We start from the raw sequence: 14,111 nt of genomic DNA on the forward strand, positions 1-14,111 counted from the left end.
CAATTAAATACGGAACAAAAAAAACCGACAGTTCAAAGGAACTATCGGTTTTATATTTAGTCAAATAACTTTTCTTATTTTAAAGCTTTCACAGATTGAGTAGCATAAGCGTTAGTTGGATCTAAAACTAAACTTTTATTGAAATTCTCAATAGCTTTTGCTTTGTCAGTGTTAGCATAAGCAGCACCAATTGAATTGTACGATTCTACAATTTTTTTAACTGTAGCAGGTTTTGCTAATTCTTCAGCACCTTTTGCAGTTATTTTATTGATATACTCTTGGTAGTTTTTGATAATTAAATCATCTTTCTCCAATAAGTTGTTGATTCTACCTTTGTATAAGTAAGCCTCATCATAAGTAGGAGAAGCAACCAACACTCTGTCAAAAGCAGCATCAGCCTTAGCTAAAGCAGCAGCATCCATCGCAGTTTTTTCTTTATTTGCATTTGCATAGTAAAGAGAAATACCATAGTATACATTATCATTTAGATAATTTTTTTGCTCTGTATTGCTAGTACTCAATTCATAAATCGCAGCAGCTTGGTTGTATTGTTTTTTACCAAACAATTCTTTTCCAAAATCTCCAAGATCTTCTACAGCTAATGGCTCTACTGCAACAGCTTTTTTGATTTCAGCCAAACCAGCTTCAAAAGCAGCAGGATCAACTACACCAGCAGCATCAGTTCCTTTTTTAATTTTAGCAAATCCTAAGTATAAATTATCTTTTGCGATAACTTTGTTAGAAGGCACTTTCATGTAATCCTCTAATGATTTAATAGCAATATCATAATTACCATTTTCGTAAGCAGAGTATCCTAAATATCTATAAATTCTAGGATTAACTTTATCTAACTCAATCATTTTATTAGCTTCTTTTTCAAGAGCTTTATAATCTTCAACTAAGATCAAGAAATCTGCGTGACGCATTCTAGAGTTCATAGAATAATCTGTTAAACTCAAGTATTTCTCGTAGTTTTGAATTGCTTTCTGATAATTCACCTGTCTTGTAGAAGGTTTGTTTCTTGCCCATTTGTAATACGTTTCAGCAAGCTCTCTGTAAACCGGTCCGTAATTAGCATCAATAGCTATAACTTCATTGAAAGATTTAATTGCTTCATCGTAAGATTTAGCACCTTTTAACAAAACACCTAATTGCATTTTTGCTCTTAAAAGCGTTGGATCAGCAGTAAATGCATCACGATACGCTTTGTAAGCATCATTTTGATTATTTGCTCCATAATAAGCATCCCCAATTGCCAAAAGTGCAGTTGCGTTTTGAGGCTCTAATAATAAAGCTTTCTTTAAACTTGCAATAGCATTTGTATAATCAGGATTTGTAGAATTCATATAAGCTCTACCAATGTAAATAAATTCATTTACATCTTTACGCTTCATATCTTTTGTAGCTAAACCAAAATTTGCCTGAGCCGAAGCTGCATTTTTTGCGTCAAGATCTAATTGACCTAAACCAATATAATTTAAGTTTTTGTGGTCTGCCGCTTCTATTCCATTTAAGTAATAAATTTTAGCAGAATCAACAATTGCCTGATTTAAGTATACATTACCTAAAACAAAATTAGCTTCTCCATCTGATGGTTTTGCTTTGATGATTGATTTCAGCAAAGATTTAGCTTTTTCAAATTGTTCAGCATCAATTGCCTTCTTGGCCTGGTTTATATCTTGCGCTTTTGCAACAGAAGCTGAAGCAACTAAGGCAAGACTAAAAATTTTAAATTTATTCATCTTTATTGTAATTAATTTATTCTTTATCGTTAATAATCTGATTTCTAATTTTCAGCTTTCTAGTTGGAGTTCTGACAGGCATTAATCCAGACTTTAATACAATTCTTTGACCAATGTCACCTGCAATGAATGAAGCAAACCCCATTCCTAATCCAGAATAACCCTGACAATTTATTATAAACAAATCGCGTGCCAAAGGATATTCTTTTAATGCAATGTCTGTTTGACTTGGATCATAATACTTATCACCTTTTAAACCTTTTACACTTAATATGTTGATTTTTTTAATTGTTTCAATCATATTTGGCGATGGTTGGGACAACCAATTAACACCAACTATTCCAATCATTCCATCATTCTCTGAAACAAACTTAATCACTTCTTCGTTGGTTTTAAAAGAAAAAACACCACTAGACGGAATCTCTTTTACTTTTGCCAATTCTTTCATGTAGCGAACTGTGCTTGAGTTTGGATTATCGAAAACAAGCCCCTTAATTTTCCCATCCGGTTTGCCTTGCATTAAATCCAGTACAGTTTTCAACGCAATTAATGTATCATTATTGCTCTTATTCGAAATTAAAGCAATTGCATCAGTTGCAAATGGCGTAACCCGTGGCTTGATCTTACTTTTTTCGAATTTTTGCAATTCTTCCTTAGTCAAATTTCTGGTCGTAACCACAACTTCAGTCTTTTGATTTAATAAATCATTTATGACCTCTGCTTCAGATTTTGGCTTAACTGTAATTTTTGCATCATAGTAAGTTCCTTCAAAAACAGCAACCTGATCATCTACAATTGGTTTAACTGTTTCATCAACTGTAATGGCAATAGATCCTTTTAGAATTGTTTCTTTATCTGATTCATTCTTGCTTTTTTGGTTGCACATGGCAAACAAAAAAACAAAAACTACCAAACCGAAAACTCTACTATATTTTAACATATTTACTCTGCGTTTGAATTAATTAATCTTAGAAAACGGATTGCTGAATAAACGATCAACAAACCACCAAAAGCATATCTGTACTTAGGTTCCATATCTAATGGCAATTTCTTCCAGAACATAATCATTAAACCCAGCACAAGATATATTAAAAAAAACAGTATTCCTAAAACAAGAAGAAATCGCTCTTTGAGCGATTTCTTCTGCATATTATTAAGTATATCCTTCAACATTATTCTGCAGATTGAATAGTAATAGGAAGAGAGTAAAGTACTCTAACTTTTTTACCATTTTGCTCGCCAGGAGTCCATTTTGGACATTTTTTAAGAACACGAATTGCTTCTGCTCCTGTACCGTAACCGATATCCCTTAAAACTTTAATGTCGGTTAATGAACCGTCTTTTTCAACTACAAACGTAACGTAAACTTTACCTTTTAGACCTTCTTCTTCCGGAGTTTTGTAATTGTTTCCTACGAATTTGTAGAATTTCTCAATTCCTCCAGGGAAATCTGGTTTTACTTCGATACCAGCTGTATTATATACTTGGTTATCTTCTTCTACTACCGCAGCAGTTCCAGTACCTACTGGCTCATCAACAGTTAAAACTGCATCCGGGTCTCCTTTAATAGTTTCAGAACCTACCTTTTTATCTTTAAGTTCCTCAATTTTTGGAGGATCTTCTGTAACCTCTTCTGCCTTCGCAACCACAGGTTTTGTAAACTTCACCTGATCCACTTTTGGTGGTGGTGGCGGTGGTGGTGGTTGATTAGGTTTTACTTCCTCTTTTTTAGGAGGTAGTTTTACTGTAGCGATCTTAACATTGTTATCTACTTCTTCTTCACCAGAATCCGGTAAAAAACTAGCAATAAGAGGAGCTGCTACAGCAAAGCTAAAAATGATCGAACCTATAATAAGCGCCTTAACCGTAGTCTTGCCGTTCGATTTTCTCAACTCATATGCACCATATATCTTATTACGCCCTTCGAATACGATATCAAGCCACTGATTTTTTATAATATCTAATTTCATTTTTCTTGATTATTAGGATGTTAAAACAAGATAACTCTTATTTTTTATCTATCAATTTATTTTCCTCTGGTGTAAACTCAGGAACAATTGCATAAGTTTCTACTCCAGTAATAGCCATTTCATCCAAGATATCAACTAAATTTCGGTAATTCGATTTTTTAGTTGGCTTAATGATAACGATGATTCCATTTTTAGGTTTCCCTAAAGCTGCAGAATATTCTAAAACTGATTTTTTTCTTTTAAGCAGTTCTCTACGAATACCATCTTTACCATATGGTAGATCTTTAGGCCCAGCAATAGGTGAAGCTAACAATCCCATATAATAGGTCAATTTGTTGTTTTCCCCTAATATTACAGTCATCGTACGATTTTCATCTACTTTAGTATCTACTGTTTTCGTCGAATCCGGATCTTTATCTGGCAGTGACAAATCCATCGATTGAGGTTTTGACAACGATGTGGTTAACATAAAGAATGTGATCAATAAGAATGCCAAATCCACCATCGCCGTTAAATCGACTTTCGAATTTTGCTTTTTACTTCTTACTTTTCCACCTTTTCCGCCACCACCGTCGCCGGTATTTAATTCAGCCATTTTAGTGTATCTTTTTTAATTAAAAGTCTTTTCCTCTCGTACCTGTAACTAAGTTAAAGGAATTGATTTTCTGATCTTGTAAAATATCCATGATCTTTTTGATTTGTGGATACTGTTCTTTAGCATCTCCTTTAATTGCAATCTGCAATTCTTTATCATCAAGGTCAATAGCAGCTCTTCTTGAAACTAAAAGCCACTCTTTTAATTGATTGTCTAAAGAATCGATTGGAATTCCAGGTTGATCTGCTTTCACTCTATCAGCTGCTTTCATAGCAATGATTTGTTTTAAATTTGCAACAGGTACACCGAAGTCATCCATTAAAGCAAATTTAGTTTTATCATCTTCTGTAAAAGTCACGCCGAATTTTGCTCCCATTCCTTCAAGAGTTCTTTTACGAATCTCTCTCCCTTTTAGGTCAAAAAACACTTTGCTTTTCCCGTCAGCACCTTTTCCTACTGTAATAATTGCCAAATCAGTATCAGGCAATTTAAATTCAGCAACAGAAGCAGGCATATCTACAGGAAGTGCTTCAGGCACCTTAGCAGTAGCGGTCAAAATAAAGAACGTAAGCAAAAGGAACGCAACATCACACATGGCAGTCATATCTGTCGATGTTGACTTTTTTTTCATTTTTATTTTAGCCATTCTCTTTTATTTTTATTTTGATATAATTAATTATAATCAAAAATTAATTATTGTTTCAAACTTCCTCTGAATCTTCTGTAAGTATTCACGATTGTAGTACCAGCCTCATCGATAGAGTAAGTTAAATCATCAATCTTAGCAGTAAAGAAGTTGTAAGAAACGATAGCTAAGATAGAAGTAGAGATACCTGTTGCAGTGTTGATAAGTGCCTCAGAAATACCTGTTGCAAGAGCAGCCTGGTCTGGAGTTCCAGCAGAAGCTAACGCACCAAACGCTTTAATCATACCTGATACAGTTCCTAATAATCCTCCTAAAGTTCCTAATGATACTAAAGTAGAGATAATAGTCATATTTTTTTCTAACATAGGCATTTCTAATGAAGTTGCCTCTTCGATTTCTTTGTGGATTACTTCTGAAGCCTCTTCACTGTTGAAACCTTCTTTTTTAACATCTTGATATTTAATCAAAGCAGATTTAATTGCATTTGCAACTGAACCTTGTTGTTTGTCACATGAAGCAATAGCAGCCTCGATGTTTCCTTCTTTGATACTAGCTTGTACATTTTTCATAAATGTATCTAAGTTTGCTTTTCCAGCAGCTTTTCCGATAACGATAAATCTTTCAATTGAAAAAACAACAACCATTAAAAACATACCTAATAATACTGGTACAATAAATCCTCCTTTATATACTTGTCCTAATGTATTGATCGGATGACCTGTTTCTGGATTTCCACCTTCAAAGTTCGCAGAATCTCCCATGATTACTTTCCAAATAAACACCCCAACTAAAATACACGCAACAATAATGATTCCAGTAATCATTCCTCCTCCATTTGAAGTGCTTTCTTTTTTAACTTTAACGTTTGCCATTTTTTTTAATTTTAATAGTTTTAAATAATTTTTATTTTTTAGTTATATTTAACTTGTAGAGGAGCAAATTTATACGTTTAGTTTAAATAAAAAAACTTTTTTTAATTTTATTGAAGGAAATTTAACGTCAATTTAAAAAATATCTCATTAAATTGCCCAACCTGTTTTTGTGATAAAACAAAAAACAGAACGATTTATGGGAAAATTACAACGTTTTAGTAAATATTCAAAGATTCCGTTGATATCTTCTTAAAAAGTTGCGAAATTTTTTTTTATTGTATTTTTAATTCGAAAAAGCTTTTTCCTACTAAAAAAAATAATGACAAATTGTTAAAAAACAAAGCAATACTCTTATAATCATCTAAATTACAAATAAAAACATGAATAAAAAAGATAATTTCATTCAAGATATAAATGCAGGCTATCTTTCTAAAGGTGATAGTATCACTTTAGGAGGTGCCATGCTGGATGGAGAAGCAATTGCAGAGGCTCATGTAAAAATCCCTCTTAAAACCTTAAATCGCCACGGACTAATTGCCGGTGCAACCGGAACAGGGAAAACCAAAACAATTCAGGTTTTTTCAGAACAATTGTCCAATGCCGGAATTCCTGTTTTGATGATGGATATAAAAGGTGATTTTAGTGGAATTGCCAAAGAAGGAAAAGAGGAAGGTTTTATTACTGAGCGACATGCAAAAATAAACCTACCTTATAATATAGCTTCATTTCCTGTTGAATTAATGTCCTTGTCAAAACAAGATGGCGTTCGTCTCCGTGCAACTGTATCTGAATTTGGTCCAGTATTATTTTCCAGGATTTTGGATCTTAATGACACTCAGGCCGGTGTTGTCGCTGTAATATTTAAATATTGCGATGACAACCAAATGCCTTTATTAGATTTAAAAGACATTAAAAAAGTCATCAATTATATTACAGAAGAAGGTAAAGACGAAATTGCCGAGAGTTATGGTAAAATCTCAACGGCTACAACCGGAACGATTTTAAGAAAAATCATCGAGTTAGAACAACAAGGAGCCGATTTGTTTTTTGGAGAATTATCTTTTGAAATTGATGATTTAATGCGAATCGATGAAAATGGAAAAGGTTACGTAAACATTATCCGCTTGACGGATATCCAGGATAAACCTAAATTATTCTCGACTTTCATGTTGAGCCTATTGGCTGAAATCTACCAAAAAATGCCTGAAAAAGGAGATTCTGAACAACCTGAATTGGTAATCTTTATAGATGAAGCGCATTTAATTTTTAATGAAGCCAGTAAAGTATTATTAGAGCAAATTGAAACCATTGTAAAACTGATTCGTTCTAAAGGTATTGGTGTTTATTTTGTAACGCAAAACCCAATGGATGTACCGAGCGGTGTTTTAGCGCAGTTAGGTTTAAAAATTCAGCATGCCTTACGTGCTTTTACAGCAAACGATCGCCAGGCCATTAAAAAAACAGCCGATAACTACCCTACTTCTGCTTATTATAAAACGGAAGAACTGCTAACTAGTTTAGGAATTGGAGAAGCCTTGGTTACAGCCTTAAACGAAAAAGGAGTTCCAACCCCACTTGTTGCGACTATGATGCGCGCGCCTGAAAGCAGAATGGATATTTTAACGTCAACAGAAATCGACGAAATAAACAACAAATCGAAACTGGTTAAAAAATACAACGAAGAAATGGATCGCGAAAGCGCTTACGAATTGCTGAACAAAAAAATCGAAGAGGCGACTCAGGCTGCAGCCGAACAAGAAGAACAGGCACCAACAAAATCATCTAAATCTGAACCAAGTACTGCAAGTGTTGTCGGGAAATCAGTTTTGAAAGTCGTGACAAGTGCTACCTTTATAAGAGGTGTTTTTGGTGTACTAGCCAAAATCTTCAAGAAGTAAAAAATATCTCACCATATAAGTGATATAAGTTAATCTAATGCTGTGCGCATAAATCAAAATGAACTTATATCACTTATATATGGTTAAAAAGAAAAAAATTATGCGTTTTGCAACAACTCCAAAATCTTATTTTCTACTACTGGTGTGTTCCAAATATTTTCAATATTATCTAGTTTTAAAACTTCTTCCATAATTCCGTTTTGGAAATCGCCAATCGCTAAGGCTTCTGCGTACGGGCGATCACTAAAAGTTACACGACTGTAAAGCGGAATCCATTTATCAGGATATTTATCTGAGAATGCTTTTTCGATTTTCTTTTGTAATAAGAATTTCTCATCAGCCGTTTTTGTACTCATCTCCATGAAATTGCGATAGGATAGTTCTGCAATGGCATCAGCATTTGGTTTACGTGAAATTTGATATTCAGAAAAAATCTTTTTCCAGTCATTTCCGTATTTTTCGATCATTTCATTCAAAACCGTGATATCCTCAAAACCAGCATTCATTCCTTGTCCGTAAAAAGGAACAATGGCGTGACAGGCATCTCCAATTAAAGCAATTTTATCTTCATACGTCCACGGAAAACATTTCATTGTTACCAAAGTACTGGTCGGATTTTTAAAGAAATCTTCTGCCAGCTTCGGAATCACTTCAATCGAATCCGGAAAATTTTTCTCAAAGAAATCTTCCACCATTTTTCGGTCGGTCAACGATTCAAACGAATTTTCGCCCTCAAAAGGCATAAATAAGGTACACGTAAAACTTCCGTCTAAATTAGGAAGCGCAATCAACATGTATTTACCACGAGGCCAAATATGAAACGAATTTTTATCTAATTTATGAGTAGCATCGGCATTAGCCGGAATATTCAACTCTTTATATCCCATATTCAAAAATTCCTGCGAATAATTAAACATGCTCTGGCGTTGCATTCTGTGACGAATTCTCGAAAAAGCACCATCGGCTCCAAAAACCATATCGTATTTTTTCTCTTCCCACTCCCCTCTTTCGGTTTCGCCAATATGCAAAGTCGCATCACTTAGCGTCACATCCCAGATTTTCTGATCAAATAAAAACTCCGCTCCGGCTTGTTCTGCAAGATCAATCATTTTTCGATTTAACGTTCCTCTTGAAATCGAATAAATCGATTCGCCTTCCTGTCCGTAATTCTGAAAATTGAGTTTATCGACTAAATGAATCGCACGTTTGTCCATCGGAATCGCAATTTCACGAACCGCATCGCCAACGCCAACGCCATCAAGCGCCCTCCAGCCACGATTAGACATAGCCAGATTAATAGAACGACCCGAAAAATTAATTTTGCGAATATCAGGACTACGATCATAAACATGAACGGTGTGACCTGCTTTTTTAAGATAAATTGCCAACAGCGATCCTACCAATCCAGAACCTACAACGGCAATTTTTAGTGAAGTTTGCATCAAGAAAAATCTAAATATAAGATCGTAAAAATAAGTAATAATTCTACAAGAGCTTAAAAATAAAGGAAATATTTATGATTTATATGGGCATGACCCGCCGAAAAAAGCGGGTCGGGCTATCCACTATATTCCCGATTAACAACAACGGCGGCTAAAAAGCCTTGTTTTTCTAAATCGGGAGATGTCGCTTCTATCCCTCATGCAAGACTCGATTTCATAACAAAATCCAGTTTTTATAGCTTTATTAGGAATATGAAAAGGACTACTTTCGTTAAAGAATTAATCTCGCAATCCCGATAGATATCGGGAGCAAAGGCACAAAGTTTTATTTTTAAGTTCAGTTTTTGTAAAAAAACTTAGTGTCTTTGCGTCTTTGTGGCAAAACATAAACCAATGAATAACGAACTATTACAATCAAATATTATTCTAGAAAATGAATGCGTTTTATTACTTCCATTTGAAAACGAAAGAAACATCGAACTCAAAGAAATTATTTTCGATGATGAAATCTGGAAATACATGGGAATGTATATACGAACTGAAACTGAATTCGAAAATTATATTCAAAATACCTTAAGACAAAAGGCAAACGGAATTTGCTATCCTTTTTTAATTATTGACAAAGCCACCAACAAAGTTGCCGGAAGCACTCGTTATGGATACCTAAATCACGCAAGTCAAAAATGTGAAATTGGCTGGACCTGGTACGGAAAAGCATTTCAGGGGACTGGTTTAAACAAAGCCTGTAAATATGAATTATTGAATTTTGGTTTCGAAAACATTCAATTCAAAAGAATACAATTCAGTGCTGATTTGGAAAACAAAAAATCACAAAGAGCAATTGAAAAATTGGGTGCGGTTAAAGAAGGACTATTTAGAAATAATTATGTGGATTCTGAAGGAAGAAGTAAAAATGATGTTTATTTTAGCGTAATTTTGGAAGAATGGGAAACCACTAAACGACAATATTTCACAGAATTCCTATAGAAAAACAAATTCAATTTGAAACAAAAAAAGAAATAAGTCGTCTAATAACATTAGTGATTAATCATTATTTTCAATAAACCAAAAACATGAAAAAACCATTCCTTTTATTTGCAGTTCTCTTTTTAACTTTTGCAGAACTTTCAGCTCAAACCGAAGCCACAATTCCGTATGGAAATAATAAAGAAGCCGGAAATTTTAAACAAATCAACGGTATGCAGATGTATTATGAAATTTATGGTAGCGGAAAACCATTAGTTTTACTTCATGGAAATGGAGGTTCTATTAAGGGGCACAGCAAAAAAATTGAATATTTCAAAAAGTACTTTCAGGTAATAGCTATTGACAGCAGAGGTCATGGAAAATCGGTTGATAATTCGAATAAACAATTAAATTACAATGAAATGGCAAATGATGTAAGCGTTTTATTAGATTCTCTTAAAATCAAAAACGCTAATGTTTGGGGACAAAGTGACGGTGGAATTTTGGGTTTACTTTTAGCTATTCACAATCCTGACAAAGTCTCAAAATTAGCGGCTTTTGGTGCCAATTTATATCCGGGCAAAAAAGCTGTTTACCCAGAAATCGACAAGCTAGTAATGGATACCTTAAAAGCAACAAAAGATCCGAGAACTAAAAACCTTTACACTCTATTAGCTTATCAGCCAGATATTAAAGATAAAGATTTGCAAAAAATAAAATGCCCAGTTTTAATCATGTCGGGCGACAGAGATGCCATTACATTAGAACATTCTATTGAAATCTTTAGCAATATCGAAAACTCGAACTTTTTTGTCATGCCAGGAGCAACCCATTTCGGTTCCTATGAAAAACCTGAACTTTTTAATTTAGTGGTACTAAGTTTTTTCAACGACCCTTTTAAGAAAACTTCGACTATAGATATATTTACAGGAAAAGTTAAAAGATAATTACAAGAAAGGCTGTTAATTCAGTCTTTCCCTTTTTAATCAAATGGCTTAACTTAATTTTTAACAACATCCAAATGAACCTATACTCCGAACATTATGTCAGCAAAACTTGCGAGCGGTTCGTGAATAAAATTTGGTGTCTCGACAACAGTATCGGCGAAAGCCTTATTGAAAACAAACTAGTTTTACCCAACGGCTGTTTTAATCTCGCCATTGTAAGCGGAAATGCGATAGAAGTTCATACCAGTAAAAACAAATATGTAATGAACGAAGGATTTTACTTTTGTTCGCAAATGACCAATAAAGTTTTGGTCAATATTCAACCGAAAACTAAAGTTACGATTATACAACTACACGCCTGGACACTTTCGTTTTTCCCAAAATATGATTTAAACAATTTTACCGATTCTATAATCAAAATTGATTCCGCTGAATTGCCTTTTAAAGCTCATTTAAACGGTGTTATTTCCTTTTTATTAAATACGATTAATATTTATTTCGAAGAATTAGATACTATTAATTCTTCAAAAAATACAATTGAAAAAATCTGCGAAATCATTAAACTTCACCATGAAGAAATTACAGTTTCAGAAATCGGGAAAAGTTTAAATGTTTCACAGCGATTACTTCAAATCAAATTTAAATCAGCAACCGGACTCACGATTAAAAAATACATTCAGATTCTGAAATTCAGAAAATCGGTCGATCAAATGGTGAATTCTGGTTTAGATAAATTAAAACTAACCGATGTTGCACTGTATAACCAATATTTTGATCAGTCCCATTTTATAAAGCAATTTAAAGATGTGACGAAAACAACTCCAAAAATGTTCAATTCGGATTTGTATTTTCTTTCCAAAAAAAGATAACATTTCGCATTTGTACAATTTTGTGATGAACGATTGATTTAATTTTGCAAAATCATCAATCAACAATCAATCACAAAATGAAAATCAACAAATCAATTTTCCATTTAAAAACCATTTTAATTGGAATCCTGTTCTTCCAAATCCAACTTGGATTCTCTCAGGAAGAAAAAAACTCGGAATTGTACAAAACTATTATGTCAAAAGACAGTCTTCTTTTTAATGTTGGCTTCAATACTTGCGATAGCTCACAGTTCGAAAATCTATTTACAGCCGATTTTGAATTTTACCATGATAAAGACAGCATTTCTGATAAAACTGAATTTCTTCGTAATTTTAAAAAAGGTTTGTGCGGCTCACCAACTACATATAAAGCCAGAAGATCTTTAGTCCCAAATAGCACAGAGGTTTATCCTTTATACAAAAAAGGTGTTTTATACGGTGCTATGCAAATGGGTATTCATCAATTTTATGAAAAATCAGTAGGCAAAAATGAATCATTAGCGGATGCAAAAGAACATTTTGGCAGTACCGCAAAATTTACTCATGTTTGGCTTTTACAAAATGGTGTTTGGAAACTAAGAAGATCTTTTAGTTACGATCATCAGTTAACAAGTACTGCTGGCACAAACTCATCCATTTTTGATAATGATGAAGAAATTAAAAAATGGCTAGTCCAAAATAACATTCCAACTTTAGGAATTGGAATTATCAACAACGGAAAACTTCAGGAAATAAAGATATTTGGCGAACTTAAAAAAGGAATTGCTGCGCCATACAACACCATTTGGAATGTAGCTTCGCTAACCAAGCCTGTTACTACAATCGTAGCTTTGAAATTGGTAAGCCAGGGAAAATGGAATTTAGACGAGCCTTTAGATAAATATTGGATCGATCCGGATATTGCCAGCGATCCGAATCATAAATTGCTGACTACAAGAATTGTCTTAAGTCATCAAACTGGTTTTCCGAATTGGAGATTTATGAACGAATCTAAAAAGCTAGATTTCAAATTTAAACCCGGAACCCAATACTCCTATTCAGGCGAAGGAATGGAATATTTGCGACTAGCAATAGAGAAGAAATTCCATAAAACATTAGATCAATTAGCGGATGAATTGATTTTTAAACCGCTAAAAATGAATGACACCAAATTTATTTGGAATGACATAAGCGATGTTTCCAGATATGCGGTTAACTACGACAACAAGGGGAATGCTTACGAACCCGTTAAAAACAAAACCGCAAATGCTGCTGATGATTTATTAACCACAATTCAGGATTATGGCACTTTTTTATGTAGTGTAATGAGTAGTGATGGTTTGAGCAAAAAAGTATATGAGGAAATGAACTCACACCAGGTTGCTCAAAAGAAAAAAGACAAATACTTTGGTTTGGGTTTTGAAATATATGATTTAGGAAATGATAATTATGCCATGTCACACGGTGGTGCTGACCAAGGTGTTCAAACCTTATTTTTTCTTCTTCCAAAAACAAAACAAGGCTTGATTATTTTTACAAATGTTGATGATGGCTACAAGGTTTATGAAAAACTTCTTTTGAATTATCTTGGGGAAAATGGACAAAAGCTAATTGATATTGAAACAAAATAATGAAAACTAATAAAATCAAAACTATGGAACCCATGATGAATATATTAATTCTTTTCATGCTTTTTTTAAGCAGAGAAGCAAAAGCGCAGACCAATAGTGAAGTTTTAAAAATGAACGTTTTAAAAACAGAAATTATTAAAATGGACAGTTTATTATTTGATGTTTCTTTTAATCAATGTGATGCTGCACTTTTCAAAAAAATAATTGCGGATGATATAGAATTTTACGACGATCGTTCCGGGTTAAACACCTCAAAAGGAAATGAAATAAAATCATTACTGGATAAATGTGGAAGATCTGAGAAACTGACTAGAAAACTAAACTCCTGCACCATAGATAAATTAGGCAATTTTGGAGCTGTACAAATTGGCGAACACACTTTATATGTTGATGGAAAGCCGAGTGGAACTGGAAAATTTGTTCATATTTGGGAGAGAAAAGACAAAGATTGGGTATTGAAAAGAATTGTTAGTTATGAACATAGAGCTATTAAAAAATAGCTCTTTTTTTTGTCTCATTTATTATTTTTTAAAGAAAAACAAAAAAAAGCAGAT

General features: G+C 33.5%; 14 protein-coding genes. 6 read left to right on the forward strand and 8 right to left on the reverse strand.

Features of this window, described 5'->3' with window-relative positions; genetic code table 11:
- Positions 1–74: 74 nt before the first annotated feature.
- From AC3ITQ_RS02760 to AC3ITQ_RS02790, 7 genes are read right to left on the reverse strand one after another with little or no spacing between them, the layout of a single operon-like run.
- Positions 75–1,742 carry a tetratricopeptide repeat protein gene (locus AC3ITQ_RS02760; RefSeq protein WP_489236718.1) on the reverse strand — a complete coding sequence of 556 codons (1,668 nt, stop codon included), beginning with the start codon at positions 1,740–1,742 and terminating at the stop codon, positions 75–77.
- Positions 1,743–1,758: 16 nt separating this feature from the next.
- On the reverse strand, positions 1,759–2,682 hold the full coding sequence (locus tag AC3ITQ_RS02765) for a PstS family phosphate ABC transporter substrate-binding protein (RefSeq protein WP_489236719.1): 924 nt from the start codon (positions 2,680–2,682) through the stop codon (positions 1,759–1,761).
- A gap of 2 nt (positions 2,683–2,684) precedes the next feature.
- Positions 2,685–2,915, reverse strand: a complete 231-nt coding sequence (locus AC3ITQ_RS02770; protein WP_489236720.1) for a hypothetical protein — start codon at positions 2,913–2,915, stop codon at positions 2,685–2,687.
- Positions 2,915–3,712, reverse strand: a complete 798-nt coding sequence (locus AC3ITQ_RS02775) for an energy transducer TonB (RefSeq protein WP_489236721.1) — start codon at positions 3,710–3,712, stop codon at positions 2,915–2,917. The genes AC3ITQ_RS02770 and AC3ITQ_RS02775 overlap by 1 nt, the downstream gene beginning before the upstream one ends.
- A 37-nt stretch (positions 3,713–3,749) precedes the next feature.
- On the reverse strand, positions 3,750–4,307 hold the full coding sequence (locus AC3ITQ_RS02780; RefSeq protein WP_375034029.1) for an ExbD/TolR family protein: 558 nt from the start codon (positions 4,305–4,307) through the stop codon (positions 3,750–3,752).
- Positions 4,308–4,326: 19 nt separating this feature from the next.
- Positions 4,327–4,953: an ExbD/TolR family protein gene (locus AC3ITQ_RS02785; RefSeq protein ID WP_375034028.1), complete on the reverse strand. Its 627-nt coding sequence runs from the start codon at positions 4,951–4,953 to the stop codon at positions 4,327–4,329.
- Between the two features lie 47 nt (positions 4,954–5,000).
- Positions 5,001–5,825 (reverse strand): MotA/TolQ/ExbB proton channel family protein, encoded by an 825-nt coding sequence (locus AC3ITQ_RS02790; protein WP_072969652.1) that lies wholly within the window; start codon positions 5,823–5,825, stop codon positions 5,001–5,003.
- A gap of 380 nt (positions 5,826–6,205) precedes the next feature.
- Here AC3ITQ_RS02790 and AC3ITQ_RS02795 point away from each other — a divergent pair, with 380 nt between their 5' ends.
- Positions 6,206–7,723 carry a helicase HerA-like domain-containing protein gene (locus AC3ITQ_RS02795; protein WP_489236722.1) on the forward strand — a complete coding sequence of 506 codons (1,518 nt, stop codon included), beginning with the start codon at positions 6,206–6,208 and terminating at the stop codon, positions 7,721–7,723.
- A 98-nt stretch (positions 7,724–7,821) separates the two neighbouring features.
- On the opposite strand, the gene AC3ITQ_RS02800 is transcribed toward AC3ITQ_RS02795, so the two are convergent.
- Positions 7,822–9,165: an FAD-dependent oxidoreductase gene (locus AC3ITQ_RS02800; protein ID WP_489236723.1), complete on the reverse strand. Its 1,344-nt coding sequence runs from the start codon at positions 9,163–9,165 to the stop codon at positions 7,822–7,824.
- Between the two features lie 393 nt (positions 9,166–9,558).
- On the opposite strand from AC3ITQ_RS02800, the gene AC3ITQ_RS02805 reads away from it, so the two are divergent.
- From AC3ITQ_RS02805 to AC3ITQ_RS02825, 5 genes are all read left to right on the forward strand, one after another.
- A complete protein-coding gene (locus AC3ITQ_RS02805) occupies positions 9,559–10,152 on the forward strand; it encodes a GNAT family N-acetyltransferase (protein WP_489236724.1) in 594 nt (197 codons plus the stop codon).
- An 86-nt stretch (positions 10,153–10,238) separates the two neighbouring features.
- Positions 10,239–11,078 carry an alpha/beta fold hydrolase gene (locus AC3ITQ_RS02810; RefSeq protein WP_489236725.1) on the forward strand — a complete coding sequence of 280 codons (840 nt, stop codon included), beginning with the start codon at positions 10,239–10,241 and terminating at the stop codon, positions 11,076–11,078.
- A gap of 122 nt (positions 11,079–11,200) precedes the next feature.
- Positions 11,201–11,947 carry a helix-turn-helix domain-containing protein gene (locus tag AC3ITQ_RS02815; RefSeq protein ID WP_489236726.1) on the forward strand — a complete coding sequence of 249 codons (747 nt, stop codon included), beginning with the start codon at positions 11,201–11,203 and terminating at the stop codon, positions 11,945–11,947.
- Between the two features lie 77 nt (positions 11,948–12,024).
- The gene (locus tag AC3ITQ_RS02820; RefSeq protein WP_489236727.1) at positions 12,025–13,557 is read left to right on the forward strand and encodes a serine hydrolase domain-containing protein; all 1,533 of its coding nucleotides are present in this window, start codon (positions 12,025–12,027) and stop codon (positions 13,555–13,557) included.
- A complete protein-coding gene (locus AC3ITQ_RS02825; RefSeq protein WP_489236728.1) occupies positions 13,557–14,057 on the forward strand; it encodes a nuclear transport factor 2 family protein in 501 nt (166 codons plus the stop codon). The genes AC3ITQ_RS02820 and AC3ITQ_RS02825 overlap by 1 nt, the downstream gene beginning before the upstream one ends.
- Positions 14,058–14,111: the final 54 nt, after the last annotated feature.

Source organism: Flavobacterium sp. KH_001 (assembly GCF_057840745.1).

Bases quoted from the DNA above. Each gene is read 5' to 3' on its own strand.
- AC3ITQ_RS02760 (WP_489236718.1), bottom strand. From the start codon at position 1,742: ATGAATAAATTTAAAATTTTTAGTCTTGCCTTAGTTGCTTCAGCTTCT.
- AC3ITQ_RS02765 (WP_489236719.1), bottom strand. From the start codon at position 2,682: ATGTTAAAATATAGTAGAGTTTTCGGTTTGGTAGTTTTTGTTTTTTTG.
- AC3ITQ_RS02770 (WP_489236720.1), bottom strand. From the start codon at position 2,915: ATGTTGAAGGATATACTTAATAATATGCAGAAGAAATCGCTCAAAGAG.
- AC3ITQ_RS02775 (WP_489236721.1), bottom strand. From the start codon at position 3,712: ATGAAATTAGATATTATAAAAAATCAGTGGCTTGATATCGTATTCGAA.
- AC3ITQ_RS02780 (WP_375034029.1), bottom strand. From the start codon at position 4,307: ATGGCTGAATTAAATACCGGCGACGGTGGTGGCGGAAAAGGTGGAAAA.
- AC3ITQ_RS02785 (WP_375034028.1), bottom strand. From the start codon at position 4,953: ATGGCTAAAATAAAAATGAAAAAAAAGTCAACATCGACAGATATGACT.
- AC3ITQ_RS02790 (WP_072969652.1), bottom strand. From the start codon at position 5,825: ATGGCAAACGTTAAAGTTAAAAAAGAAAGCACTTCAAATGGAGGAGGA.
- AC3ITQ_RS02795 (WP_489236722.1), top strand. From the start codon at position 6,206: ATGAATAAAAAAGATAATTTCATTCAAGATATAAATGCAGGCTATCTT.
- AC3ITQ_RS02800 (WP_489236723.1), bottom strand. From the start codon at position 9,165: ATGCAAACTTCACTAAAAATTGCCGTTGTAGGTTCTGGATTGGTAGGA.
- AC3ITQ_RS02805 (WP_489236724.1), top strand. From the start codon at position 9,559: ATGAATAACGAACTATTACAATCAAATATTATTCTAGAAAATGAATGC.
- AC3ITQ_RS02810 (WP_489236725.1), top strand. From the start codon at position 10,239: ATGAAAAAACCATTCCTTTTATTTGCAGTTCTCTTTTTAACTTTTGCA.
- AC3ITQ_RS02820 (WP_489236727.1), top strand. From the start codon at position 12,025: ATGAAAATCAACAAATCAATTTTCCATTTAAAAACCATTTTAATTGGA.
- AC3ITQ_RS02825 (WP_489236728.1), top strand. From the start codon at position 13,557: ATGAAAACTAATAAAATCAAAACTATGGAACCCATGATGAATATATTA.